The organism is Agrobacterium deltaense RV3 (assembly GCF_900013505.1).
In the GTDB taxonomy this organism is placed as follows: domain Bacteria; phylum Pseudomonadota; class Alphaproteobacteria; order Rhizobiales; family Rhizobiaceae; genus Agrobacterium; species Agrobacterium leguminum.
The window spans coordinates 45675-70852 of the sequence record NZ_LT009747.1 but is presented as its reverse complement, the minus strand read 5'-3'; the positions used below and the strand labels follow the sequence as shown (position 1 = coordinate 70852).

The following is a 25178-nucleotide window of genomic DNA, read 5'->3' as shown; positions in this document are numbered from 1 at the left end:
CCACGAGGGTGAAAGTCTGGGTTCGTGCTGCTACCTCAGATGTTGATCAGCCTGAACTTCATCGCCTGGACCGCGGCGGATGAAATAGTCGCGCATCCGAGCTTTAACCGGCCCGACTTGAGGTAGCTTCTTGCCGTATGCTCGGAAATCCCTAGAATGAGCGCGATATCCTTGTGGTCTTTTCCTCGCGCTACCCAGGACAGGCACTCCCGCTCGCGTGCGCTAAGACCCGGAATGGGGTCTTCTCCCTTGTGGATTTCGTTGATCGCCTTCATGTGGATCTGATAGGCGATTTCGATCCAGTCTGACCGATTAACTGCAACGAGTCTGTCCCAGTATTTCGCGGATCGTGCCGCGCTGACGGAAAAAATCGCGCGGCGGCCTACCCTGTCCGTAACGGGGATGGAATAACCAAACTCTCCGACGCCATGTCGCCAGGCATCGTCAAAGAAATCCGCAATTTCGGGCGTCATTTCGAACTCACGCCAATCGAATGGAAGCTGCCGTAAAAAGCCCTGCTGTACGACCGGATCGACCTGGACATATCTTTTCAGGAAATACTGCGCGATCCACTCTGGACTGTAAGTTGACTGAACAAACGGTGCATCAAGATCGCTGATCACAGTTGCGGTGAGATGATAGGTGACGAAATCGACGTCGTAAATTTCCTGAACACATAAAAGAGCCTCATAGACTGTGGGGGCATCTGTGATTGTCTCGATAGCCTTGGCGAGATTCGCAGATACTGTTTTCATGCGGTAACCCTTTCCGATGTGCGGTGAGATTCCATGACGCAGACGAGAGGCATCTCTTTACCCATGTGCGTTCGACGACAAAGTGCCGACGTTCTGGACGGCCTAACTTCATCGTGATTTTGCCGCTCGCCTCTCGGTGGAAGCGTGGCTGGCTGTTCCGCCTCTTGACCTACCGCGCGACTAAAGGCGCGACTTTGGCGGAACGGTCGCTTCGAAACCGATGCTGACATATCCCCCAGCTTTGATCAGCCTGTCGCTCCGACGCCATTGGCTTGTCAGAACGCGTTCCGGTCGAGCGTCGTGGTCTGGCAGCAGCATCTTGCCGATGCCGACGGTGCAACGTTCGATCGTACCGCAGCGACGGCGCGGCAATCAGGATGCTTTGGTGAGCTGGTGGAAGAATCTGGTTCGACAGCACAAATCGGCTTGCTGCGGAGGCATTGCTCGCTGTCAGGATGATGCGATGATATTTCAAGGATAATGACGCCACGCTTGCGATTTTGTCGCCATACGTTGGATAGGAAGCCAGTCCGTTCCCGATCTCTTTCCTCTTCGATCTGATCAAATGTCCACCTCACAATGCTTGTCTTGTGAACTGCCAACCTGTGTCGGCAGCCACTGTCTCCTCCGATACCAAAAGCTAAATTTAACACATGTCACAATGCGCCGCGTTTGACGACTACTACTTATAGTAGTCGATTTCAGAGAGAAAATGAGGGAAATTGATACATTGATCGTTAAAAAGGGTGGTTCAGCGCGGGGAATAATTTCCCTGCTTTCAGGCCTTGCAGCCAGCGTAGAGGACATTTAATGAAAAAATTGATCCTGATCGGTTCGGTCGACGCGGACTTCTTTCTCCTCCTGTCGCATATTCTGCAAGTTGAGGGTTATCAGGTTCTGATGGCCAGAGGCGTTGAAGAGATGTCCCATCTTGCCGACGATCCCAAGGTCAGAGCCGTACTGCTTGACTGCCGGCCTGATCCCTTTCCCGCCGTTGAGGTGTGCGCAAGGATCAAGGGAAATCATCGCACTGCGGGCGTCCCCGTTCTTGCAATCATCGGTGCGGGTGCCGAGGGGCAATACGTGGACATGCAGCGCGCTGGCGCCGACGAATGTCTCGTGCGTCCTTTTGCGCCGATCAAGCTGCTTGAATACCTGCGCAAGTCTGCGCTCAATCGGACACCGCCTCAAGCGCGAACAGGTCAGTTATCCTATGGCGGCATCGAGATCGATTTCGAGCATCACCGCGTCTCCAGAGGCGGTCACAACATCCATCTGGGACCACTGGAATTTGCTGTCTTGTACTTCCTGATGGAGCGACCGGCAGAGATTTGCCATCGTGAGGACCTCATGAGCGCTGTGTGGCCCCGGCTGCATCACGTCGAGGAGCGCACCCTGAACGTTCACATAGGCCGATTGCGAAAGAGACTGAACAAGAATGGGCTTCCCGATGTGATCCGCACCGTCCGCGGTGTCGGATATATCCTGGAATCCCCTGCGCTCGAGGCACCAGCAACTTTGGAAGGCGATCAAAATGTCCCATAATCGGCTCGACAGGATCATCCTTGGTGCTTCGGTGATAACGGGAGATGGAACCACGTTTCACGAAAATGCGTCCATTGGGATAGGTGAGGGCAAAATTGTGTTCGTCCAGCCAGGGAACATGTCCGTCAATCCTATCGGGGTCGACGTCATTGACGCCCATGGCTACACGGTCATTCCCGGCGTGATCAACGCGCATGCCCATGGCTGCATCAGCGGCCCATCAATGCCAAGCGGGTCATGCCCCATCGACAGGGAGGTTATTCTCTGGAACCGGAACAGGCATCTCCTTGAGGGGACGACAACGTTATTGAATGTATGCGGTCTGGCGTTGCCTGACGAGGCCTTTGCGGGCGATGCCCATCCGCTTGATGTCCAAATCTCCACAGCGCACACACCTTCTAATATCGAAGCGGCACTCGCAATTGACGGCGGCGGCCTCACCGAACGGCATCGACATGCATCGCTCGATGATGCTTTGTCTCAGGGAGCAAAAGCGCTTGGCGAGGTTGGCGGGGGGCAGACGCTGGGCGGCGGGGCGCAGGAATATCGGTTCATTCCCGAGGCCATGAAGCGGGCGACGGGACGGGACGTCTCACCTCTGGTTTCTCGTCAGTTGCGAAATGCGGTGGTGGGCCGATACCTTAGAGTCGAGGATGGAGTCACCGATGGGGAATTGCAGGCGATTCTCGATGAAGCTGGTCTGTCCGATGTCTGCAGCGCGCAAGTCTGCCGTCAGGTCATTCTTGCCTCCGTGATGCCGTCGGTCGCTCTCGCGCTCAGAGGCTTTGAGGAAGTGGCCCGAGAAGCCGCGCGTGTTGGCTTCCCGGCGGTTTTTCATAATTCGGCGCCGTCGGTCGAACGCCTGATCGAAGTCGCCGGAAAATACCCGAACGCAAACATCGTCGCAGGTCATTCGAACCATCCCATGTTTCTGCCGGATGAATCCGTATCGTTCGCGCGCGAGCTGCGAAGGCGTGGCGTTACCATTGATGTCTCAACGCTCGACAGCATCCAGACACGCTGGCGGAATAACCCGGCGAATTTCGATGCCCTGATCGAGGCCGGATGCGTCGATACGATTTCGACAGACTATGCCGGCGGACATTGGGACAGCATCCTCGTGGCAATCCAGCGCATTGTCCGCAAAACGCAGATGTCACCGGCTGCAGCTGTCGCTTTGGCGACCGGCAACGTCGCACGCACCTTTGCTCAACTGGCAGGCGACCGTGGCCTGATCGAGAAGGGCAGGCGCGCGGATCTCGTGATCGTTGATAGCGTCAATCTGGGCCGCGTCCGCCACGTCATCGTTCATGGCAAGGTTGTGGTCTGGAATGGAGCGATTGGTGGGAAGGGGTGGGGTGCTTCGGCGGCCGAGCGAGTGGGCCGATAATCACAGGTCGGCCGAAATCTCTTGCAGGAACGGCAGAGGGTCGCCGGATTTGAGATGATCAATCGCCCTGTCGAAAGCCTCCTCGCGCGCCGCAGTCATTTTCCCGCTGCAGACCTCATGAAACTTCTTCTTGAGTTCGTCCCAAAGCATCGGCCGGCCGACATCCCCACGTGGCGTCGCGGTGGCGGACGTTATTTCGCCTGAAGGCGTGGTCAACATCACCCGCGCCAAGGTTTCTGCCGGAAATTTCTGGTCGATCTGGTCATCAACCGTCAAGGTAACGGCGCCGGCAAGGGAGCAGATGTCTCTGTCTTCGAGAAGCTGCTCATCGATGGGTGCGAGAGCGGAGGCACCGCGGCGGACCGCTGCGGCCAGACAAAACGGCAAACTGTATTGCGCCTCAACAAGAGTTTTCGGCATCACCTTGTTTTGCAGCCGCTGAGCCCATTCAAACGTGTGGACTTCAATTGAAAGCACGTCTTTCGGCTTGAGTTTCCGGCTTCGCATGAGGTCCAGCGTTGCATCGATGGCCGGATGGATATAGCGGCAGCATGAATACGGCTTGAAATAGGTTCCCAGTATTTCCCAGGTCAGGCCCAGCCCGTTATCGATACGATCTCTGTCAAAATGAGAGGCGTGATCGAGAATGTCTTCTGGACCCGTAAACCCTTTTTCGGCGAGTTCGAGTGCGGTGAGGCCAGTGACGACACTCCACGGGATACCCTCTTTCGCATGATTTCCGGTGAGCTTCGAATAGCCGGAACTTCCATTTGCGGCCTGATTGGGAGCCCATACGCCATTGATCGCGAAGGCGTGGGTGAGATGATCCCGGCTTTTGTTGAGGATACTTCCCGCTGCAGCGACAGCGCCGTAGCCGGCCCAGAGGCCGCTCTGGCGGCTTTTTATGTTATCAGGATTTTGTGCGGCGGCGATCCTGATGGCGATCTCGTAGCCGGCGACTATCGCAGCGACGACGTCCTCCGGGTCGACTGCGCTGTCCGCGCAGGCGGCGAGAACAGCAGGGATCACCGCGGCACCTGGATGTCCGCGCGCTGCACGATGGCCATCATCGAAATCAAGGGCGCATACAGAAGCCGAATTGGCAAAGGCGGAACCGACGGTCGATAAGCGGTCTCCCGAAAACCAGAGAGGTGCGGGTCCGGGGCCGAAAATTCGGGTTGCAACCAATCTGGCGCTGGTCGATCCGGTGGTATTTTGACCGGCGAGGGCGCATACCACGGCGTCGAACAGACAGGCCAGCGCCTTGTTCGTGACCTCCACCGGCGCGGCATGGAAAACGCGGTCGACAATGCATTCGGCGAGAAGCGTCGTCAAATACATGGGAGCATCTCTTACTGGGTTGCTTCTGCAACCGGCGCTCCGCTGGCGTCATTTGTGATGCCGGACAAAGCCTCATAAACATGGGCGGCCACATAAAGGTCTAGCATGGGAAGGCCCACACAGGTGATGTGGACCGGTTTTTCGTACCCGACTTCTGACGAATCCAGGATCGTCGTGATTGAGCCGATCCCGAGCAGGGATCCCAACTGCTCCAGCGTTGTCCCCTTTCGCGAGAAGTGAAGCGCTAGGCTTTGGGAACCACGGCGCGACACCATCGCCACATCGTCACATAGAACGCGACCGCACCGCAGGGCCCGTTCCAGATGTGCGGGCGGGGTCTCATCTCCACCGAGATGAAGGACGGCCGCGTCGCCGATCTCGCTGGCGTCAAAAACGGGCGCTTTGGCGTTTGATGCCGTAATCACAAAATCGCATCGACCGAGTTCGCGGTTGTCCAAAACAGCCTTGATGTCGAAGGTCACCTTCTCTCCGAGCGATCGCGCGAGCCGTATGGCAGAGTCACCTGTCCGGCTACGGACAAGGACCTCGCGAACCTTCTCCCCATGGCATCGATCGAGCGCCAGAATAATCTTCTCGGCAATTGGCCCGGCGCCAAACAGGAAGACAGACATATCCCGACGGGGCGCCAGCAATCGCTCAAGAACAAGCGTCGTATAACTCGCCGTCCGGGCGGCGGAGATGTCGGTTCCATCCAGCAGGCACAGAGGAACGAGGGTAAACTTGTCCATGAGGACAATTGTGGACCGCGAGCGTGGAAGACCAAGCTCCCGATTGAGGGCGTTTGCGCCAACGATTTTCACCGCCCCGTAGCGGCTGTTGACGCTTGAAAGGCAAGACAGCTTCCAGCCGAGGCGCTCCTCAAGCAAACCTGCATCCTTGATCAAGGGATGCCCGTCATTCTCCTCGGGCGTGATGGAAAGCACCGATTTCGTGCCGTACGCGGAGCCTCTGGCCATGTCGTCCCATGCTTTGCCGGCGACCGCATGGACGATCTTTCCATCAAGCAGATCTCCATCCCTGGCGATCTCGGTCGCGGAGTAACACGGTATGTCTGACAGGCTTGGACTGATAAATCCTTCGCTCATGCGTGATCCTCCTCGAACATCGAACGAGATGATTTCAGCAGGAATCGGCGGGAAATAAAGCCAAGATTAGCTATCTTTTATGCAACAATATGCATTGCGGTTACATGGGACTGTCCGCAGATTAACATGAGAATCCAGGTGCGCGGATCGTATCGAGCAGAAACCGCAGGTCGTCTCTCAATTCAAGCTGCTTGAGGAACTGCAGCATGTCCAGCGTTCCGTTTCCGGTTAAGTGCTCCGCCGACAGGCGCAAAAACTTCTCCTCCAGGAATGAAGGCGCGAGCGGGTTGGCAGCATCGCCTTTTGCGACCTCGACGGCGGTCTCCACGACCCGACCGCCGAGCAGTTGAAGACAAACCCTTGCCGCGTGGTGGTGATGCGCGCGATCGGCCGACCTCAGAGGAAAGAGCCGGATTTTTGCCGTCAGCTCGCGCACTGTTCGATCTGCAAAACGCGATGGTGCGAACCATCCCGGACCGGCCGCATGCCCGAGCACGCCCATCGCGATTGCAAACGGTGCGCTGAACTGTGCTGCCCAGATATCGCGGGGTTCGGGATCATTAAATGGAGGACGGCAGACAATCTCTGGAGCGAAGACCTCGATCTCCCTGACGTCATGACCGGTTTCTTCAATCGCTCCGAGGGCGAAAGCCTCAACAGCAGCTTCGACGCTGCTCTGAATAATCCTGCAGCAGCTGAACGCCTTGAAGCCGACGTCTCGTATCTCGTAGCGCATATCGGGACCGATCTTCAGCCGCGACAGGTCGGCGCCGTCGGCGCCCGCCATCCGCCAGAAACCGGTATCCCCTTCGAAAACGTCGAGCGGTCCCTCAAATCCGGCACGCGCAAGAAACGCTGCATTGACACCGCCCATTGCCGCGGTCGCAAAATTGTTCTTCGCCATTGTCGGTGTGGTCCCGTAAACCGTCTTCATGACTGAAGCGACAGGGGCATTGACAGCTGCGATGGCCAAGGCATGGGCCGCTTGCCGACGATCGAGTTTCAGCAGTTTCGCCGATGCGGCGGCTGCGCCGAATATTTGCCAGGTGCCGTGGCCATGGACTGTCTTACGCGGCGTGTCGTTGACGATCGACATACCAATACGGCACCCTACCTCATATCCGGCGACGATTGCAGCAATCAGGTCGCGCCCCGTAGAGCCCGAGCGGTTGGCAACTGCAAGCGCGGCAGCAATCACTGTCGCCCCGGGATGGCCCTTCCAGTAGATGTCATCGAGGTCGAGGGCGTTGCCCAAAGTCGCGTAATGAAATGCCTGCCACGCGGGGTCCGGAAAGGGCGCCGAGGTGGAGCCTCCGGCGATATCCGCTAAAAGCCGTTCCAGACCCGAAGCGACCGGGGTTTGATGACCGCCAAAAAAGCACCCGAGCGAGTCCATCAGGCAGAGCTTTGCTTTCTCTACCACGTCGGACGGAAGGTTCTCGAAAGTCGTATTCACGAGGTAGTCGGCAAGGGTGAGCGTTGCGGGGGCAGTCATGATGCTCTCTCCACTGTCATAAAGAGCCAGGCAGGTCTGTCTTGCTGCGGCAAGTCGAACATAGCCCATCGCAGGCAGCATGATCGACTGCCAAATGTTGAGGTGCTGGTCCCGGCGTTTCAGCGAGACATGCCCGGGATGCTGCGGTCGAAAACTGCTGACGATGACGCGCCATCGGAATAAGCCGGCGCACATCATGTATTCGCTGGCTGTCCAGCCGTGCTGTCGCAATGCCCATCCCGTCCGAGGCGCGGGCGATGACTTGCCCCCAGGGATCGCAAACCAGCGAGTTGCCGAAACACTGCCGGGTCTCGCCACCGGCCGCGAGGTAACCGCCCCATTGGCCGCACGCGGCGAAATAGACCTGGAACTCGATGGCGCGTGCCCTGCACAGGACCTCCCAGTGATCCTTTCCGGTCTGCATCGTGAAGGCAGCCGGCAGAATGACGAGATCGACCTTGTTTTCGGCAAGTTGATCGAACAGCCGGGAAAACCGAAGGTCGTAGCAGATTGCGGCGCCGATCCGGAGGCCGCAAGCGTCATAGACGAGCAGGTCGTGCCCCGGCGCGACTGTGGCGGACTCGCGATAGGCTTTTCCGTCGGGCGCCACAATGTCGAAAAGATGAATCTTGCGGTAGCGGCCAGCCTCCTTCCCTTCGGGATCGAACACAACGGTGGTGTTGTATATACGCTCTTCCCCGGGAACACGCTCAAGCATGCTCCCTGCGTGGAGCCATAATCCGTGCCGGCAGGCAAATTCCTGTGCCATCCGGTAAGCCGCACCGCCAGGCATATAGTCTGCTGCTGCGAGTTTTTCCGCGGCGGTACCGCCCGACCAGTCGAAATGTTCCGGCAGGACAATAAGATCCGGCACCTCCTCCTTGACGGCCTTGAGCATCAGAGCCTGCGCCTGACGCAGATTTGCCCGACGGTCCGGCTGGGAGTTCATTTGAATGAGCGATATTTTCATTGGGAGTGCCCCTCATCATACGTGAAGATTGAATGGCCTGCCGCAAGATGGGCTCGCAGCCGTGCGGACCGTTCCTGACGCTTCAGCGCAGCCTCACCCAGGCTGCGCATCAGTGAACGGTCTGCGACGAAGATGCCGGAGTTGTCGGCGAGCACCGCGAAACCGGGAAGGACCGCCGTGCCGCCGCAGGCGACGGGAACGTTGATGGAACCACCAATGCGGAATGTCCGGTTCGTGGTTTTTGCCGAGACGCCGTGACACCAGACCGGCAGACCCGATGCGACAATTTCCTCGACGTCAGTGCACGGGCCGTCGACAATGATGGCAGCGGCGCCGCGCGCCTTTGCCGCCGTCGCGACACCGCCGCCGACACATGCGATGTCATCCCCGTCGATCCTCGAGATGACGAGAACGTCGCCGGGCTGGAGAAGGTCGATCGCCTTGTAGATCACAACGCCGTCGCGGCCCGGGGCCGCGACGGTGAGGGCTTGACCGGCGACCTTCACGGAGCAGACCGGGCGGATGCTCGTGCTGAGAAAGCCGAGATGTTCGGTATGTCCGATGGTTGCGGTCTCAACATCGCGCAGCAGGGCGCAGAGGTCCGTTGGGAGAGGGGGCTCTCCCGGTTTTGTCCGATACTGTTCCATGAGTTAAGTCGCTTTGCTAGCGTCAGAAATTATCAGACCGGGCGTTCGCCGGCGGTCGTGGTCCGGTGCATGATCCGGATCGTGTTCGGATCGAAGGAATCCCGACGATGCATGGTGCAGCGATTGTCCCACATCATGATGTCGCCTTTCGTCCATTTCTGGACAAAAACCTCCTTCGTATCCGTCGTAAGGCGCCAAAGGCGCGTCAGCAGATCGTCGCTTTCATCAAGCGGCATGCCGACAATCCAGGCGCCCTCAGCCGTTCCTCCAAGATAAAGCGCTTTGCGCCCGGTTTCGGCATGGGTTCGCACCAGCGGGTGGACGATACCGCTCCACTCACGGAAGTCGCTGGTCCTCGGCTCGCGCTTGCCAAGCCGCAGCTTGCCGGTCTTGTCGTAGACATTCTGAAGGAATATCTGCCGACCGTCGATTTCCTTTCGCACCTCATCAGGCAAGGTGTCATAGGCGTGATAGGTGGAGAGAAAATAGGTGTCTCCGCCTTCCGCTGGAACTTCCACGGCTCGCAGAATGGCGCCGGCGGGCGGACGTTCGTAGAACCAGGTGTCAGTGTGCCAGGTCGCCTCGCTGTTGCCCATGGCCCCTGATGGCTTGCCGTCCTTCATGGTATTGGCGATCACCAGGATTTCCTTGTGCTTGGGATGTCCGCCTTCCTGCAATTGCTTGGGGTGGATCACGAACTCCCCGAAATGACGGGAAAAGTCGACTTGCTGCTGGTCTGTTATATTGGCACTCCGGAAGCGAAGCACGCCATAGTGGAGCCAATATTTGCGAACCTCTGCAATGTCCTGTTCGTCATAGTCGTTGAAGTCGAAGCCAACGATATCCGCACAAACGTTGCTTCCGTCCTGGACCGCTGAAATCCTTCGGGTATTGAGCATATTTCTGTTCCTTCCTTGGATAGTTTTTCTCTGCAAGGGAAGAGTAACGCGATCGATCGACCCGTCTCCAATATCAATTTGAGTTCATTGATATGGGTTGACGATCAATCCTAGCTTTCGAGAAGCTGCACCGCGTCGGGATTGATGGAGAGAACGACCGATTGCCCAACGCTCAAGTCCGGCAGTCTCGTCGAGCGGACAAGCGACTTGAGCACCGTCCCGTTTGACAGGGTAACAAAGCATTCCCGGTAGGCGCCGAGATTGACGATCCGGGTCAGGTTCCCGTCGATCCTGTTGACTGGGGAGGGCACTCCCTCTCCCACAGGCGTCAGACGGACGGCCTCGGGACGCAGGCAACAGTAGTGGATGGAGCCTGGATTTTCTGGCGACGCGGCCGTCAGGGTAAGACCGTCTTCGAGCACGACAATTGTCGATCCCCCTTCCGCTCCCAAGGACGCAACCGGCAGAAGATTCGACTTTCCGATAAAGTCGGCAACGAAACGCGATCGGGGATGATCATAGATATCATCGGGCTTGCCCTCCTGGGCCACGAGACCGCCATGCATGACCACGATGCGATCGGACATTGCCATCGCTTCGTCCTGGTCGTGGGTAACATAGATGAAGGTCATACCTAGCTCTTCCTGTATCTCCTTGAGCTCGATACGCATGGCCTCGCGCAGTTTGAGGTCGAGATTGGACAGAGGTTCATCGAGCAGAAGCAGCGACGGTTTCGGCGCGATCGCCCGGGCAAGCGCCGTCCTTTGTTGCTGGCCGCCGGACAGCTCTTTCGGATACCTCTGTTCAAACCCCTCAAGATGCACGCGTCTAAGCGCCGATCGCACCTCGGTCTCGGTCTCGGCGCGCGGAGTACCCTTCATCTTGAGGCCGAAGGCGACATTCTCGGCGACCGTCATGTGAGGGAATAGGGCGTAGTTTTGAAAAACCAGTCCAATTCCGCGCTTCTCCGGCGGAACGCCCAACTGGCTCCGTCCCCTGATCCTGATGTCCCCACCGGAAGGATCGGAAAAGCCGGCGATCATGTTCAGGGTGGTTGTCTTGCCGCACCCGGACGGACCCAGAATGCTGACGAATTCTCCGGCCGGAATGGAAAGATCGATATTGTCGACGACCCGATTGGATCCATAGCTCTTGGAAACCGCGATCAGTTCTATGTCCATTGTGCTCATTTGCTTCCACCATGTATTTGTGTCGAAAAACCGCCGATCCGCTCAAACAGGAAGACGGCTGCAAGAATAAAAAGGAGGGAGGTGACGTTGACCGCGGCCAACACCGGGTCGAGGCTGTATTCAAGGTGATTGATGACCGTGATGGGCAGTGTCGTCTCGCCAGGCCGGACAAGGAAGACCGACAACGGAATATTGTTAAAGGACAGAATGAAGGCGAAGGTCATTCCTGAAAACAGGCCGGGTTTGATCAAAGGCAGCAGGATGTAGCGGATGCGCTGCAGCCTGTTTGCGCCTAAAACACGGGCGGCAAGGTCAAGCCTCTTGTCGACATTGAACATCGCTCCTGCGATCATCCTCACGACGAATGGCAGGGTGAGGATGACGTGGGCCATGATCAGGCCCGGCGTGCCAAGGAGAGTGTGAAATCCGGTCGACGATAGGAACAGAACGAGTGCTACCCCCTTGACGATTTGCGGCACGGAGAGGGGAGACAACAGGAAGGACATGATTGCGGCATGGCCCGGGCACTTCTCGTAGGCGACGGCAAAAGCGGCGAGCAGCCCGAACAGCCCGCTGAGAACGGTGACGATCAATGCGAGTTCGACACTCAGCAAAAATGGGTCAATCCAGCGACTGGACATGAGGGCGCCGTACCATTTTGTCGTCCAGAGCGATGGCGAAAAGACAATCCTCGCCGTCGGACTGACGGAAGCCACAAGCACGACCAGCAGCGGCAGCGTGATGAATGCGAGGATGAGTCCAAGCGAGATCCTGAACGTCATCGATAAAAACCTGTTCACGACCGTCTCCTACAGGTGCAGTTTATTGTGGAGCCGCGCCTCAATGCGCGAGCCGATGAAGACGGCGACGAGCATTGCCACAAGCAACACATTCGCCATCACGGCCGCGAACGGCCAGTCGATGTAGAAAAGCACTTGCTCGTAGACCATCGTTGCCAGAACCTTGAAACCCGCGCCGCCAAGCAGCGCTGGTGTCGCGTAAGCGCTGGCCGCCATTGTGAAGGCAATAAGCAGGGAACTGACGATCCCCGGAACGGAAAGCGGCAGAACAATGTGGCGCAGCACGGCTGGCCGGGAAGCCCCCAGAACCTGCGCGGCCTTTTCAAGATTGGGGTTGATGCCTTGCAGGCTCGTCATCAGGGAGAGAACGCCAAAAGGCAGAACGACATGCGTCAGACCGGCGACGACGCCAAACATGCTTCTCGACAACGGCAGCGGTTCGGAGATCAACCCCGCCCACAGGAGCATCGAGTTTACAAAACCCCGGTCCTCCAGGATCACGAGCCATCCATAGGTGCGCAGGACAACACCGGCGAGTTCCGGCGCAATCGCAAGGGCGAAGACAACCATGCGCCATGGGGACGTCGCACGAGCCAGATAATAAGCAAGCGGATACGCCATGACAGTGACGCAAATCGCGACGAGTCCCGACATCAGCATCGTGCGCCCGAGACCAGCCATCATAAGATCGTCAGCAAAGAACCTTTGATAATTGGCAATAGTCCACTGCTGGCCGTCGCTCCCATGGAAACTAATTCCAATCATCATACCCATTGGCAGAGCGAAGAAGAGCAAAAGGACGGTTGAAGGGGGAACCAGCGAGGCATAGGGCCTGAGTGTAAATCCCCGATGGCGGCTTGGTTTGATTGGCGACTGGAGTTCGATTGTTGTCATGATCGCCCCCTTATCGCCCTGCCGCGATCACTTCGCGCTCCCAGCGCGCACCCCATTCGGGCAACTTGGCTGCAAGACCTGAAAGGTCGGGGAGAAGAAGTGTCTTGAGATCTGCTTCGGTTGTGATTTGACGCGCGCGGACGGCAACGGGCACCTCAATATCGGTGCGGGCGCTGCCGACGTTATAGCCGGTCACCCACGCTTCCTGGCTCGATTTTTCAAGGAAAAAATTGACGAACCTGTATGCCAACTCCTTGTTGCGAGCGCCAACCGGCACATTCAAGGTTGCGACGAGGGGGATGGTCCCCTCCGCCGGCCTCACATAGTCAACCGGCAGGCCGCTATCGACGAGGAGTTGTGCACGCCCGTTCCAGAACGGCATCGCCCAGACCTCGCCCTCCTTCATGTGATTTTCCATGATCGAAGAGGACTGCTCGAAGCCCATCGATTGCCTGGCGAGTCTACCCATGGCCTCGAAACCGGGGTCAACGTTGTCCATGAGATCGCCACCATTCGTGACAGACATGATCTGCATGAGATATGCCGCCATGATGTTCTGGAAAGTCGGAAGGATCACCTTTCCCTTTAGTTCTTCATCAAAGAACGCCGACCAGGAGACGGGCGCTTTCGCGAGCTTGTCCTTGCGCCAGAGAAGAGAAAGATACTGGACCTCGTGGACGGCTCCGCAGGCACCGGCGATGCCGCTGATCTCCGGATTCAGTTTCGCGATGTTCGGTACGGTTTGCGGTGAGAATTTTTCAAGAAGGTTATCGCGACACCCGTCGAGCGATTGAGAGGCAGTCATGACGACGACGTCAAAGCCAGGCCGGCCGCGTGTCGCCTTGATTTTCGCGTAATCTTGCGACGCGGACCCCACGGCGTCATAAACAACCTTCACATTGAACTCTTTTTCGAAGGGTTCAATGATCCGGCTGCGGATAATGTCTTCGTAGGGTCCGCCGTAGCTGTTGACGATCAACTGCTCGGAACTCGCCTTGTCGTCCATAGTCAGTGTTACACTTAATGTAACAAACAGGATTTTCCATTTCATCGTTCACCCTCACGTTTGTCTGATTGACTGGCGTTTCGGAGACTTTGCGAAAGAATTGCGTCCCAGTTCCAATATTAGTTTTCGATGATTGATCGAATTTGACGAATAATAGTGCTCCCGATATCGTTCAAGTGAAGCAGGCGATCAACATCGCCGCGTCTGCCGTTTGGAGACAGGAGATCGGTTCCTTCAGGGAAGAGCGGCCCCGGGTTGGAGGCCGTGGGTAGCACGAGAGAAAAGACAGGCGAGGCCTTGCGAAGGTCGCAAAACACGCCGAACCAGAAACGGTACCGGATCTCATCGCTTTGGGTACGCGCTTCGATGGCGCACCACGCCGCAACTGTCGCGGCCTGCAGGCTATATTGATCGCGCAGCACTTCGAAGGCGACAGCAGCATGTATTCCGTCGCAAACATCGACGGGTGCAAAGGGCAGGGATGGCAATGCAGAAGATTGTTCCGACATGACGACTCTCCATTGAGAGTCCGGCCGAGTTTCGAAGTCGCTTGTGGCCGGACATTGCCTTGGCGACCCTCGCCGTCCGGATGCACATCGACTGTCATGTCGGTTCACAGGATATATTAATCCGGCGGCAGGGTGAAGCCAGTTTGTGTCAAACGGCCTACCTTACCTGGGAAGACCAGCCGCGCGTCATCGCTCTATAAGCACTCGCGACAACATCGGTCAGATGGCATGACCAAATGTAACGGTAAATTGCCAAAACCCATATAGATAAATAATATAAGAAAATTGGATATCGGCTAAGAGACTGACTGAAAATGGGTTGAGTGAAATCAATCGTTTGTGATTATGTTTGTTTGCTTAGGACGAACGGAGACCACAATGGGCTGGACTGATTTCAACCGTCGGCAATATGCCCGACGTGCAAGACGGTATGCAAGCAGTCTGACGGACCGGGAATGGGGGGGTGATTTCACCTTGCCTGCCCGGCCCGAGGCGGTTGGGCAGGCCGCGCCGCACCGATCTTCGCGAGGTCGTGAATGCGTTGCTTTACATTGCTCGACAGGTCGTCAGTGGCGGATGCTGCCGAAGGATTTTCCGCCCTTTACGACGTTCAGGCTTATTTCTACGAATGGCGAGCCATTGGATTATGGGGCCGGATCAGCCACCGGCTTGTGATGGAAACGCGTGAGTTGGAAGGCAGACAGGCCTCCCCATCTGCTGGGGTGATCGACAACCAGGGCGTTAAAACCATCGAAAGCGGGGGAGTTGCCGGCTATGACGCCGGTAAGAAACTCAAGGGTCGCAAGCGGCACATCGTCGTTGACACGCTCAGATTGATGGTTGGGCTCGTGGTTCACAGCGCCGATATCCAGGATCGCGACGGCGCACCTGCTGCTCTCAAAACCATTCTCAAGCGCTGGCCTTGGCTGAGACACATCTTCGCCGATGGCGGCTATGTCGGACCAAAACTGAGGGGCGCATTGCAGAAGGTCGCGGCGTTCACGCTTGAGGTCGTCAAACGGACCGATAAGGCCAAGGATTTCGAAGTCCTGCTACGCCGCTGGGTCGTGGAGCGCACCTTCGCATGGCTTGGCAGAGATGCCGACGTTTGGCAAAAGATTGGGAGAAATCGATCGCCTCAGCCGAAGCCTGGATCGTCATCGCCCACGTCCGCATACTGACAAGACGCCTCGCAAGATATTATGTTTATTGGATTCTTTTCGAGGCAGTCTCTTAGATTACCAGCAGCAGAAGCCACCATCGACGAGTAAATCCACACCGGTCACATAGCTGGCTGCATCGGATAAGAGAAATACCGCCGGCCCCACCATCTCATCGACTGACGCCATCCGTTGCATAGGTGTCTGCTCCTCAAAGAACTTCGTCTGATGGACCATTTCAGGCCGCGTGTTCATCGGCGTTGCCGTATAGCCCGGGGAAATCGTATTGACGCGGATACCTCGACCAACCCATTCCATGGCCATTGATTTCGACATGTGGATTACGCCTGCCTTTGATGCGTTGTAATGCGCTTGGTTGAGCCCACGATTCACGATGACGCCTGACATGGACGCGATGTTCACTATTGCCCCCTTGCCGTTTTTCAGCATCGCGTTCGCCTCAGCCTGGCAAGATAGAAAAATCCCCATGAGATTAATATCCATCAGAGTCTGATACTGTTCCTCTTCCATTTCCTCGGCAGGATTCGCATTGGCGATTCCAGCAGCATTGACAGCTAACGTCAGCGGGCCAATGTCCAATTCAGTCTTTCTTACCACGTCGGCCATGGATAGTTTGTCCGTCACATCGGCTGAGATCTGAAAAGACTTGCTCCCAGTGCGGGCAATCCATTCCGCAGTCTGAGCTAGTCCATCGTCGACACGTCTATCGAGCAACGCCACGCTCACTCCACATTGCGAGAGCCCAATCGCAATTCTCTGTCCGATGCCGCTTCCCGCTCCCGTGACAAGGGCTACGTTTCCGGAGAGATCAAACAACTTTGAAGTATTCAAGGAGATGTCGGTCATTCGGGTGTCCTTCAGTTTGAGAGCGCATTAGAACAGCTGTCAAACGATGTGCATAAATATGCTTAAAAGAAAATTGGTTCAAATATGGCAACTTTCGAACGAGAAACTACCAAATTCTCGGCCGTCAAACGGAGAAATTAGTCTCCTTACGCAAAAATATCTTGCATTGAATATGTATGCAGGTACATTCAGCGCATGGTTGCGAGAAAAAAGCCTTGTTTCGATTGGGCGTCCACTGCTTCGGTCTTTACCGCCTTTGCGGTAGGCGTGGGCGGTGTCGGACGGATAATGGATGCCGATCTTCGCAGAACCGAAACATTGGAGGAAAAGAATGGCCGATATTTTCGATCACGAGGGCAAGCCTGTAAGGCATGGCAGAGCCCGGGTTAACGGCATCCGAATGCACTACGTCACGTCAGGGCAGGGGCAGCCCCTGCTGCTTCTTCACGGCACCCCGAAAACTTCGTACTATTGGGCTAAGTTGATGCCGCTGCTGACGGAGCACTTTACTGTTGTTGCGCCTGATCTACGAGGATTTGGATACACAGACAAACCTCCTGCTGAGGAGGGATACGACTCCCTTACCAATGCAAGCGACATGGCTCAACTGATGACACAACTGGGCTTTGAAAGGTTCCATCTCCATGGCGAGGATCGCGGCGCGGAATTTGCCTATGTTCTTGCCGCGAGCGAAAGGAAACGGGTTCTTTCTCTTTCGTTCTGTGAAATGATGCTATCGGGCCTTGGGCTTGAAGAGTTCTCCTTCTTCACACCCGAAAACATCACAGCTCAGTATCGGCAGCACGGTGTGTGGAACTGGCATCTGCCGTTCTTTTGGATTCCGCATATCCCGGAGATGCTAATAACGGGACGAGAAAGGGAGTTTTGGGAGCACTGGATTAAGGCTGAAACCTGGAACCCAACGGCGATTGATGATACCGCAATTGGCGAATGGGTAGCGCGTTTGACCGCGCCAGGGGGGCTTCGGGGCTGCCTCGAAACTTATCGAGCCGGTCTCAAAAATGCCGAGATCAATCGGCGCTTATCGAAGACCAAGCTTGATCTTCCCGTAATGACCGTGGGAGCCCCGGAGTTTTTTGGTCCTATGGTGCGGGAACAAATGCTCAATGTCGCGAACAATGTGGAGAGGTCGGAGGTTTTTGAAGAATGCGGTCACAGCCTCGCCTGGGAAGCTGAGCATCGACTGGCATTAAGTCTGCGTGATTTCATGCTCAAGGATCGGTGACCTAACGACGTATTGCGGCTTGCTCCCGCCATACCTAGCTCGGCCGCAGAGCGTGCAGGGCTCGTCTTTTGTTGGAAAATGGAGACGCAGTCCGACAGCCCGGGCGAACCGGAATAAAAACACCAGACCAGCGGTTTACTATTATGCTGATCCATGTGACGGTCATGCGTTGGGACGATTTAGCTGGTCTGTTTCTGAAAGCTTCACGATAACTTTTTCGCCCGCGAGTTGCCCGCCCACACAGCCCAGGGCGATGGAGTTCCGCCGCGGAATGTGGTTGCTCAAGTCGATCAAACCAAGCGATTAAACGACGTAACCGATTGGAAGGCAGTCGACGTGTCGCCCTTCCGCATATAGATCTTTAGTATAAGGGCTTCCGCAACTGGTTGTCGAATTCGGGAGCAGGCCACTGATACCGATCATGGAATTCTGCCTGGCAAAAACTCCTCAAGCTGGTTGGACGTCGATACCCGCGAACTAAAACGGATGCCCTGATGGGCGCTCACCGGGAACTTAAGGATTTTCGGAGGTGCGAAATCATTAGCGAACGAGTTACGCTGCCGCGCTCCAGGAGGAGACGGCAGCGTTCATTCGCTAGGACATGATCAGGCCGCCATCAACGTTGATCGTCTGCCCCGTAATATAGGCCGCATCTGCAGAAGCGAGGAATGCGACCAGTGCGGCGACTTCGGCGGGCGTGCCAGCCCGGCCCATCGGGATACCCTCAACCCATTCCGCCATGAGTTCGCCGGGCCCGTAATCGCCAAGCATCTTGCCCCAGACACGGTCGTTGTAATCCCACATTTCGGTGTGGATGATGCCTGGACAAATCGCGTTGACGGTAATGCCCTCGCGGGCAAGTTCTTTTGCAAGACTTTGCGAAAGTCCGACGACGCCGAACTTCGATGCGGCATAGTGCGGAGTATAGATAAATCCTTGCCGGGCCTGTCCGGACGCGGTGTTGATAAGACGGCCCTTGATGCCGCTCGCGCGAAAGCGGCGGATTGCCTCCTGGCAGCAAAGGAAGACGCCCTTCGTGTTCACGTCGAGGTTTAGGTCCCATTCACGCTCGGTGAGGTTCTCCACCTTGGCGATAGTGATCACGCCAGCGTTCTGTACCGACACCGAGACTGCGCCAAGCTTGGCCTCGGCTTCGCCAAAGGCTTCTTGCACAGCTTTCGCATCCGTAACATCCAGGCTGATCCCAAGGACGTTGGCGCCAGTCTCCCTGGCGAGGGCTTCAGCAGCCTCGGTGGTATTCTGATCGATTGCCGCGATGGCGACCTTCGCGCCTTCTTCAGCAAAGCGCTTGGCGACACCACGTCCGATGCCCTTGTTCCCTCCGGTCACGAAGACTGTCTGGCCTGCGAAACGATTCATGGTTTTCCTCCATAATGCGCAACAGGCCGACGGTTGGAATCAAGCCGTGAGCCTTGCTGCTGTGAATTTGTCTGTTACGAGAAGGTCGATGACGCCAAGTTTCAGAGCGCCTGCGATCGCTTGTGTTTTCGATTCCCCGCCGGCGAGCGCCATCACGCGGTCGGTTCTGCGGAGCTCCTCCAGAGTTATCCCGATCACACGGTCGTTCAGCGGCGTCTCGACAGGCTTTCCATCCTTGTCGTAGAAGCGGTACGAGATTTCGCCCACCGCACCAGCATCCTGCAACATTGCCATTTCCTGACGTGAGAAGGTGTTTCCTGACCGGGCGAGCAACTCCGATGGCTCCACGGCGCCAATACCGACGATCGCGAGGGTCAGCCGTCCGAAAAGGTCCATTGTCTCTCGCACCACTGGGTCTGCAAGCATGACCAGCTTCGCTTCTCGCGAGGATGTAATCCCTTGCACCAGCAGCAGACGGGGTTCGCCGCTGGTCAGTCGTGCGAGGCGCGCTGTCAATTGCGTGGCGTGGGTTTGAACGGAAGCGTCGCCCATACCGCCGAGAATCTGTGCGACGTATTTGGCTTTGCCATTCTTGAGCGGATGGATATTGTCCACCATGCGCAATATGGTCTGACTCCAGCTGGACACCCCGACGATCTCGTCTTGTTGGAATGTGATTTCCAGAAAGTGCGCGGCGGCCTCGCCAATACGGGCCATGATTGCCCCATCGCGATCTTCCGAACAGTCGACGACGATTGCTTCCGTCAGGCCGTATCGTTCGCGGAGCGCTGTCTCCAGGTCCGCGAAAGTACCTGCGGGAGGTATGACTGTTGTCCTGACAATTCCTTCCTGCTCTGCCCGCTTCAGCATGCGTGACACCGTAGCTTGCGACATCCGCATTGTTTCCGCGATCTTCGACTGACGCTTCCCCTCGACGTAGTACATCTGCGCTATGCGCGCGATCAGTCGCAGTTCGTTTACGCGGCCCATGTGAATCTCCAATCATGAATTTTTATTCACTTGTAATTGAAGACGGGCGAACGGTCGAGCGATAGATTGCATCCTGCCATACGCTCAAACGAGTTGCTGAGTCTGATAGATGGGGTGCCAAGGTGGTAACGGGCCGCGGCAGGGCAGCTATCGCAGCGAGATCAGGCCAGACGCCGAGAGCGATGCCGGCGAGATATGCTGCGCCCAGTGCCGAAGCTTCCGGAGCGTCGCATTGTATGATTTCGTGGTTCAGCGTGTCCGAAACACATTGCATGAGGAAGGTGTTCTTGCTCGGGCCGCCGTCCGCGTAGAGTCGTCCCGAAGGTGTCGGTGACTGCGAGGACATGGCCTTGAAGACGTCGTGAACCTGAAACGCAATAGAATCTGTCGCTGCACGGGCCATCTGTGCTCGACTTGTATTGAAGGTGATTCCAGTGAAAGTCGCGCGAGCATCCGAATGCCAGTACGGAGCTCCCAGGCCAACAAAAGCAGGAACGAAGCCTGGACCGCCCGGTTCTGCGGTCGCAGCAAGTTCGATCAGCGACTGTACATCTGCCAAGTCCAGCATTTCGGCCATCCACGGCAAGGAGGCGGCAGAAACTAGTATGTTGCCTTCAAAGGCATAGGTTGCTTGCCCACCGATCGACCATGCAATGGTGGTGGTAATTCCCTGCTGAGGCGCAATGAAGCGCGGCAGGGTCGTCATGACCGAAGACCCAGTACCAAAGGTCACTTTGCCGTCGCCAGGGTTAAAAGCGCCGTGACCAAATAAGGCGGCGTGGCTGTCGCCTATTGCGGATGCGATCGGGATGCCATTCCTGAGGCCTGGTATGTTTTTTGTGACCCCGAACAGCGACGAACTATCCTGGACCTCTGGCAATGCCGGTTTCGCCACGCCGAACAGGTCGCAGAGTTCGTCACTCCACGTCTGTCGTTTGAGATCGTAGAGTTGGCTTCGGGCGGCATTTGCGGAATCACAGGCGTAGACCGTACCTCCGGTGAAGCAGTGAATGAGCCACGCGTCGATTGTGCCGAGGCGGACGTTGCGGCCAGCGGGTGCGCGGTCCAGCAGCCACCTCATCTTCGGGCCGGGGAACATCGGATCAATCGGCAGCCCGGTGATGGCCTGGACACGTTCTGAGTATCCAAGCGAGACTAGGTCCGCACATGCAGATGCGGTGCGGCGGCATTGCCAGCTAACGACAGGCCCCAACGCTTCGCCCGTCACCGCGTCCCACATGGTTACGGATTCGCGCTGATTGGAAATCGCGATGCCAATAATGTCGACATCGGGACCCGATTGAAGGCAGGCCGAAATCGCTTCGAGCACTGATTCCCAAAGACGGGAAGGGCTCTGCTCAACCCATCCAGGCTGTGGGTGTTCGATCCCTACTGCGGAGACGCCGCGCGACAGGATCTCTCCATCGGTCGAGACCAGTACAGCTTTCGAATTGGTAGTGCCCTGATCGATGGCAAGGATGGCAGTATTCATGACGGCTCCGGTATGCAGAAACTGGGGCGCGGCGAATGGGAGGTCTTGCCGCGCCCGCGCACGAAATCTGTTCACGCAGGCTTATGCCCGGGAAGTTTTTCGTGCAATCAAGGCCGTGGCAGCTTCCGCTATGGCTTTGGGAGACATGCCGAACTCGTCCAGCAGGAATTCCGCAGAACCGGTCGGTGCAAAGATGCCGGGAACACCGAGAATCTTCATCGGCACAGGTGCTTCTGCAACCACGACTTCGGCGATCGCAGATCCGAGACCTCCGTAGATCGAATGCTCTTCCGCGGTCAGGATGGCGCCGGTGTCGCGAGACGCGGAGACAACCGCTTCCACGTCTATGGGCCGGACCGTTGCCATATTGAGAACACGTGCTTCGATGCCCTGTTCGGCAAGAATGGCGGCAGCCTTTATCATACGATGGGTAAGAGTACCGTTGGCTATGAGCGTAACCGCGTCCCCGTCGCGCAGAAGGTTGGCCTTTCCGAGCGCAAACTTGTGGTCAGCCGGAAGAAGATCCGGAACGCCAACACGCGAAAGACGCAGGAAAACGGGGCCTTCGTAGCTGGCGGCCCACTCTACCGCCGCAGCTGTCTCGATCGAATCGCATGGCGCGACGACGGGAAGATTCGGCAGAACTCTTGTCCATGCGAAATCTTCGACGGAGTGATGGGTTGGCCCCAGTTCGCCGTAAGCCATACCGGAGGAAATTCCGATGAGTTTAACGTTGGCGTTCGAGTATGCGATATCGGCTTTGATCTGCTCGAGGGACCTGCCGGTAAGAAAGCAAGCGGCACCACAAACGAATGGAAGGAGGCCGCCATTGGCAAGACCAGCGCCAACGCCGACCATGTTCTGTTCAGCAATACCGACGTTAACGAGACGTTCCGGCCACTTCGATTTGAAGCCGCCAAGCTTGGACGAACCGACGGAGTCGTTACAGACAGCGACTATCCTAGGGTTCTCGGTTCCCAGGCGTTCCAGAACGCCGACAAATGCGTCGCGGCAGTCATGGAGCTTGGCGGTCGGTGTTACGGCGTTCATCAAATGGCCTCCGAAAGGTCGGCTACTGCAATCTTGTATTGCTCGGAATTGGGCACCTTGTGGTGCCAGTCAACGGTGTCCTGCATGAACGATATGCCTTGACCCTTGTTGGTGTGTGCGACGATGCAATGAGGATGGTTTCCGCGCTTCTCGAGTGCAGGCACGATTTCGTCCATGGCGTTGCCATTGATCTCGGTAACATCCCACCCGAAGGCCTCCAGCTTGGAAGGGAAGGGTGCGAGATTATTCGTATCCCTCAACGAAGCTCCCTGCTGGAATCGATTATGATCGATGATGAGGGTGAGATTGTCGAGGCCGAACTGGGCAGCAGAGGCAATCGCCTCCCAGTTGGAACCTTCCTGCATCTCGCCATCTCCGGTCATAACGTACGTGTGGTACTTCGCACCGGTCAGTTTTGCTGCTTTTGCCATTCCAACCGCAACCGGAAGACCATGGCCGAGCGGGCCAGTATTCGTCTCCACTCCGGGAACCTTATTGCAATTTGGATGTCCATTGAGGCGTGAGTGCGGCTTCAAGAACGTTGAAATCTCGTCCTCGGGGATAAAGCCCCGCTTCGCCAGCGTCACGTATAGTGCTAGGGCCACATGGCCTTTCGAAAGCACGAACCTATCGCGATCGGGGTTCGTCGGCTCTTGCGGGAAAACCCGCAATACGCGGAAATAAAGCGCTGTCAGGATGTCGATAGCGGACATTTCCCCACCGATGTGGCCTGCCCCGGCTTCGAAGACCGCTTTCAAGTCGCGGAGTCGTATCTCCCCAGCGATGCGGTCGAGATCGTTAGGCTGCATGTGAACCTCGCAATGCATAAATATTCACTACATAAAATAATTGCACGATTGGGAGATAAGTCAAGTAGTTTTGCGGCCGGGGCTCTGGTCGCGTCGATTTCAAATGAATAATTATTCTTCTTGCGTTGAATATTCTATTCGGATTACATCAGTCCCACTGCAAAGAGCAGGTGGAGGAGTTCAAATGAAAAAATGTATGGTCCGCCTCGTCCGTGCAAGGGTACGCGACATCGTAAATGACGATTCCAGTTGCATAAATGTATCCGGCCTCTCGCGAGTGGGCTGCGGTTGCAGCCAGGCCATGATGAGATCCGCACATGCCGTTCCCAATAAATGGTTCGGGCACGAAGCCCGCTTTTTTGCACAGGACTTACGGCATGTTGATCCACTGTTTCGTCATCACTATTCTCGAGCCTTGCAATCGAGCCAGGAGCGTCAGGTGAAGGCAGGGTCCCTGCGTTCGTAGAGCGCTCCAGGCTTGGTCAGGACGACCCAGACAATCCGGGCCATTTTAGCGGCAAGTGCGACTACAGCTTTGTTGGGGTGCATTCGTGCCTGAAGGCCATTCAGCCAGTTCCCCAATCGATCTCGTGTTCGGTCGAGGTGCCGAAAGCAGGATCGTGCTCCATGAACAAGGAGCTTGCGCACATAGCGGTTTCCCCGCTTACTGATGCCGAGAAGCTTCTGCTTTCCTCCGGTCGAGTATTCCCGTGGCACAAGGCCAAGCCACGCTGCCAGATCGCGAGCTTTCTGGAATTGTCGGCCGTTGCCAACCGCGGCAAGAAGTGCGGTGGCTCCCAACGCTCCGATCCCAGGGATCGTCATGAGCCGTCGTGCGACATCCTCGCGACTGGCGATCGCCTCGATCTCGCGTGTGACGTCACCAATGCGCTGTTCCAATTGGCGCAGATCGGCAAACAGGTCTGCGAGCAGCTTACGCATTGCCGACGAGAGATCGTTGGATTGATCTTCGACAGCGTGCGGCAGGTCGACCTTGAATAGGCCTGCGCCTTGGCGCAGGGCGATCCCGTATTCGAGGCAGAAAGCTCGCATCTGATTGATCAGACGCGTTCGCGTTCCGATCATCTGATCCCGGATCCTGTGCAAAGCCTGAAGATCGGCTTGTTCCTCGCTCTTGAGTGCAGCAAATCGCATTGTTGGACGTGTGGCAGCTTCAGCGATCGCTTCCGCGTCGATGATGTCGCTCTTGTTCGACTTCACGTAGGGCTTCACGAACTGCGCGGGGATCAAGCGCACCTTATGTCCAAGCGCCTGTATCTTCCTGGCAATCCACTGAGATCCGGCGCACGACTCCATACCCACGATCGCCGGTGCTGCGCGCTCGAAGAACTGTAGCAGCGTGTCGCGTCGGAAACGAACCTTTTGCACTGGCACGCCATCGCTCCCGAGGCCGACAACGTGAAAGATGTTCTTGCCAATATCAATTCCGTAGACAGCCGCTGGGCGCGGCATATTGCGCTGTGGCATTGCAACCTCCTTCGGTTTGGCCGCCTCATGATGCGGCAGGAGGACGAGGCGGACCATCCCATTAATAGTTAATTCTCATTCCGCATCTTTCATTGGCGCTGATGCGTTTTCGCGTCGCAAGATCTTGGCTTTGGCAGGGTCTGCAGCCT

22 protein-coding genes and 1 pseudogene are annotated in these 25178 nt (G+C 56.8%); 4 read left to right on the top strand and 19 right to left on the bottom strand.

Annotated features, from left to right (window positions below; all coding sequences use genetic code 11):
* Window positions 1-35 precede the first annotated feature (35 nt).
* Complete coding sequence (locus tag AGR7B_RS24010) at window positions 36-755, bottom strand: helix-turn-helix transcriptional regulator (protein WP_080858277.1); 720 nt, start codon at window positions 753-755, stop codon at window positions 36-38.
* 810 nt (window positions 756-1565) lie between these two features.
* On the opposite strand from AGR7B_RS24010, the gene AGR7B_RS24000 reads away from it, so the two are divergent.
* Together AGR7B_RS24000 and AGR7B_RS23995 are read left to right on the top strand one after the other, a co-directional pair.
* Complete coding sequence (locus AGR7B_RS24000; protein WP_080858275.1) at window positions 1566-2300, top strand: response regulator transcription factor; 735 nt, start codon at window positions 1566-1568, stop codon at window positions 2298-2300.
* Entirely contained in the window at window positions 2290-3690 is a 1401-nt protein-coding gene (locus AGR7B_RS23995; RefSeq protein WP_080858274.1) for an amidohydrolase family protein, read from the top strand. Before AGR7B_RS24000 ends, AGR7B_RS23995 begins: the two co-directional genes overlap by 11 nt.
* Here AGR7B_RS23995 and AGR7B_RS23990 read toward each other — a convergent pair whose 3' ends face one another.
* The 11 genes from AGR7B_RS23990 to AGR7B_RS23940 all read right to left on the bottom strand — a co-directional run bounded on the left by AGR7B_RS23990 (window position 3691) and on the right by AGR7B_RS23940 (window position 14547).
* Window positions 3691-5031 (bottom strand): MmgE/PrpD family protein, encoded by a 1341-nt coding sequence (locus AGR7B_RS23990; RefSeq protein WP_080858273.1) that lies wholly within the window; start codon window positions 5029-5031, stop codon window positions 3691-3693.
* An 11-nt stretch (window positions 5032-5042) separates the two neighbouring features.
* Window positions 5043-6137 (bottom strand): ornithine cyclodeaminase, encoded by a 1095-nt coding sequence (locus AGR7B_RS23985; protein ID WP_080858272.1) that lies wholly within the window; start codon window positions 6135-6137, stop codon window positions 5043-5045.
* A 121-nt stretch (window positions 6138-6258) separates the two neighbouring features.
* Window positions 6259-7632: an MmgE/PrpD family protein gene (locus AGR7B_RS23980; protein WP_080858271.1), complete on the bottom strand. Its 1374-nt coding sequence runs from the start codon at window positions 7630-7632 to the stop codon at window positions 6259-6261.
* A 16-nt stretch (window positions 7633-7648) separates the two neighbouring features.
* The gene (locus AGR7B_RS23975; RefSeq protein ID WP_080858270.1) at window positions 7649-8602 is read right to left on the bottom strand and encodes a carbon-nitrogen hydrolase family protein; all 954 of its coding nucleotides are present in this window, start codon (window positions 8600-8602) and stop codon (window positions 7649-7651) included.
* Entirely contained in the window at window positions 8599-9249 is a 651-nt protein-coding gene (locus tag AGR7B_RS23970; protein WP_080858269.1) for an RraA family protein, read from the bottom strand. The genes AGR7B_RS23975 and AGR7B_RS23970 overlap by 4 nt, the downstream gene beginning before the upstream one ends.
* Window positions 9250-9281: 32 nt before the next feature.
* Window positions 9282-10148, bottom strand: a complete 867-nt coding sequence (locus AGR7B_RS23965) for a TauD/TfdA dioxygenase family protein (protein ID WP_080858268.1) — start codon at window positions 10146-10148, stop codon at window positions 9282-9284.
* Between the two features lie 110 nt (window positions 10149-10258).
* The gene (locus AGR7B_RS23960) at window positions 10259-11338 is read right to left on the bottom strand and encodes an ABC transporter ATP-binding protein (protein ID WP_208616064.1); all 1080 of its coding nucleotides are present in this window, start codon (window positions 11336-11338) and stop codon (window positions 10259-10261) included.
* Window positions 11335-12138, bottom strand: coding sequence for an ABC transporter permease (locus tag AGR7B_RS23955; protein ID WP_080858266.1), 804 nt, complete (start codon window positions 12136-12138; stop codon window positions 11335-11337). Before AGR7B_RS23955 ends, AGR7B_RS23960 begins: the two co-directional genes overlap by 4 nt.
* Before the next feature lie 9 nt (window positions 12139-12147).
* Window positions 12148-13032, bottom strand: a complete 885-nt coding sequence (locus tag AGR7B_RS23950; RefSeq protein WP_080858265.1) for an ABC transporter permease — start codon at window positions 13030-13032, stop codon at window positions 12148-12150.
* Window positions 13033-13042: 10 nt separating this feature from the next.
* Window positions 13043-14083 (bottom strand): ABC transporter substrate-binding protein, encoded by a 1041-nt coding sequence (locus AGR7B_RS23945; protein ID WP_080858264.1) that lies wholly within the window; start codon window positions 14081-14083, stop codon window positions 13043-13045.
* Between the two features lie 74 nt (window positions 14084-14157).
* A complete protein-coding gene (locus tag AGR7B_RS23940) occupies window positions 14158-14547 on the bottom strand; it encodes a Y4oE-related protein (protein WP_080858263.1) in 390 nt (129 codons plus the stop codon).
* A 378-nt stretch (window positions 14548-14925) separates the two neighbouring features.
* Here AGR7B_RS23940 and AGR7B_RS23935 point away from each other — a divergent pair.
* Window positions 14926-15784 (top strand): annotated as a pseudogene (locus AGR7B_RS23935) (IS5 family transposase).
* Window position 15785: 1 nt separating this feature from the next.
* Here AGR7B_RS23935 and AGR7B_RS23930 read toward each other — a convergent pair.
* On the bottom strand, window positions 15786-16574 hold the full coding sequence (locus AGR7B_RS23930) for an SDR family oxidoreductase (RefSeq protein WP_080858262.1): 789 nt from the start codon (window positions 16572-16574) through the stop codon (window positions 15786-15788).
* A 331-nt stretch (window positions 16575-16905) separates the two neighbouring features.
* On the opposite strand from AGR7B_RS23930, the gene AGR7B_RS23925 reads away from it, so the two are divergent.
* Entirely contained in the window at window positions 16906-17820 is a 915-nt protein-coding gene (locus tag AGR7B_RS23925) for an alpha/beta hydrolase (RefSeq protein WP_080858261.1), read from the top strand.
* Window positions 17821-18414: 594 nt separating this feature from the next.
* On the opposite strand, the gene AGR7B_RS23920 is transcribed toward AGR7B_RS23925, so the two are convergent.
* The 6 genes from AGR7B_RS23920 to AGR7B_RS23895 all read right to left on the bottom strand — a co-directional run bounded on the left by AGR7B_RS23920 (window position 18415) and on the right by AGR7B_RS23895 (window position 25029).
* A complete protein-coding gene (locus AGR7B_RS23920) occupies window positions 18415-19200 on the bottom strand; it encodes an SDR family oxidoreductase (protein WP_080858260.1) in 786 nt (261 codons plus the stop codon).
* Window positions 19201-19239: 39 nt separating this feature from the next.
* Complete coding sequence (locus AGR7B_RS23915; protein WP_080858259.1) at window positions 19240-20190, bottom strand: sugar-binding transcriptional regulator; 951 nt, start codon at window positions 20188-20190, stop codon at window positions 19240-19242.
* Between the two features lie 22 nt (window positions 20191-20212).
* Window positions 20213-21682 carry an FGGY family carbohydrate kinase gene (locus tag AGR7B_RS23910; RefSeq protein ID WP_080858472.1) on the bottom strand — a complete coding sequence of 490 codons (1470 nt, stop codon included), beginning with the start codon at window positions 21680-21682 and terminating at the stop codon, window positions 20213-20215.
* A gap of 81 nt (window positions 21683-21763) precedes the next feature.
* Window positions 21764-22732: a transketolase family protein gene (locus AGR7B_RS23905; protein ID WP_080858258.1), complete on the bottom strand. Its 969-nt coding sequence runs from the start codon at window positions 22730-22732 to the stop codon at window positions 21764-21766.
* Window positions 22732-23541, bottom strand: coding sequence for a transketolase (locus AGR7B_RS23900; protein ID WP_080858257.1), 810 nt, complete (start codon window positions 23539-23541; stop codon window positions 22732-22734). The genes AGR7B_RS23905 and AGR7B_RS23900 overlap by 1 nt, the downstream gene beginning before the upstream one ends.
* A gap of 435 nt (window positions 23542-23976) precedes the next feature.
* The gene (locus AGR7B_RS23895) at window positions 23977-25029 is read right to left on the bottom strand and encodes an IS110 family RNA-guided transposase (protein ID WP_080858174.1); all 1053 of its coding nucleotides are present in this window, start codon (window positions 25027-25029) and stop codon (window positions 23977-23979) included.
* Window positions 25030-25178: the final 149 nt, after the last annotated feature.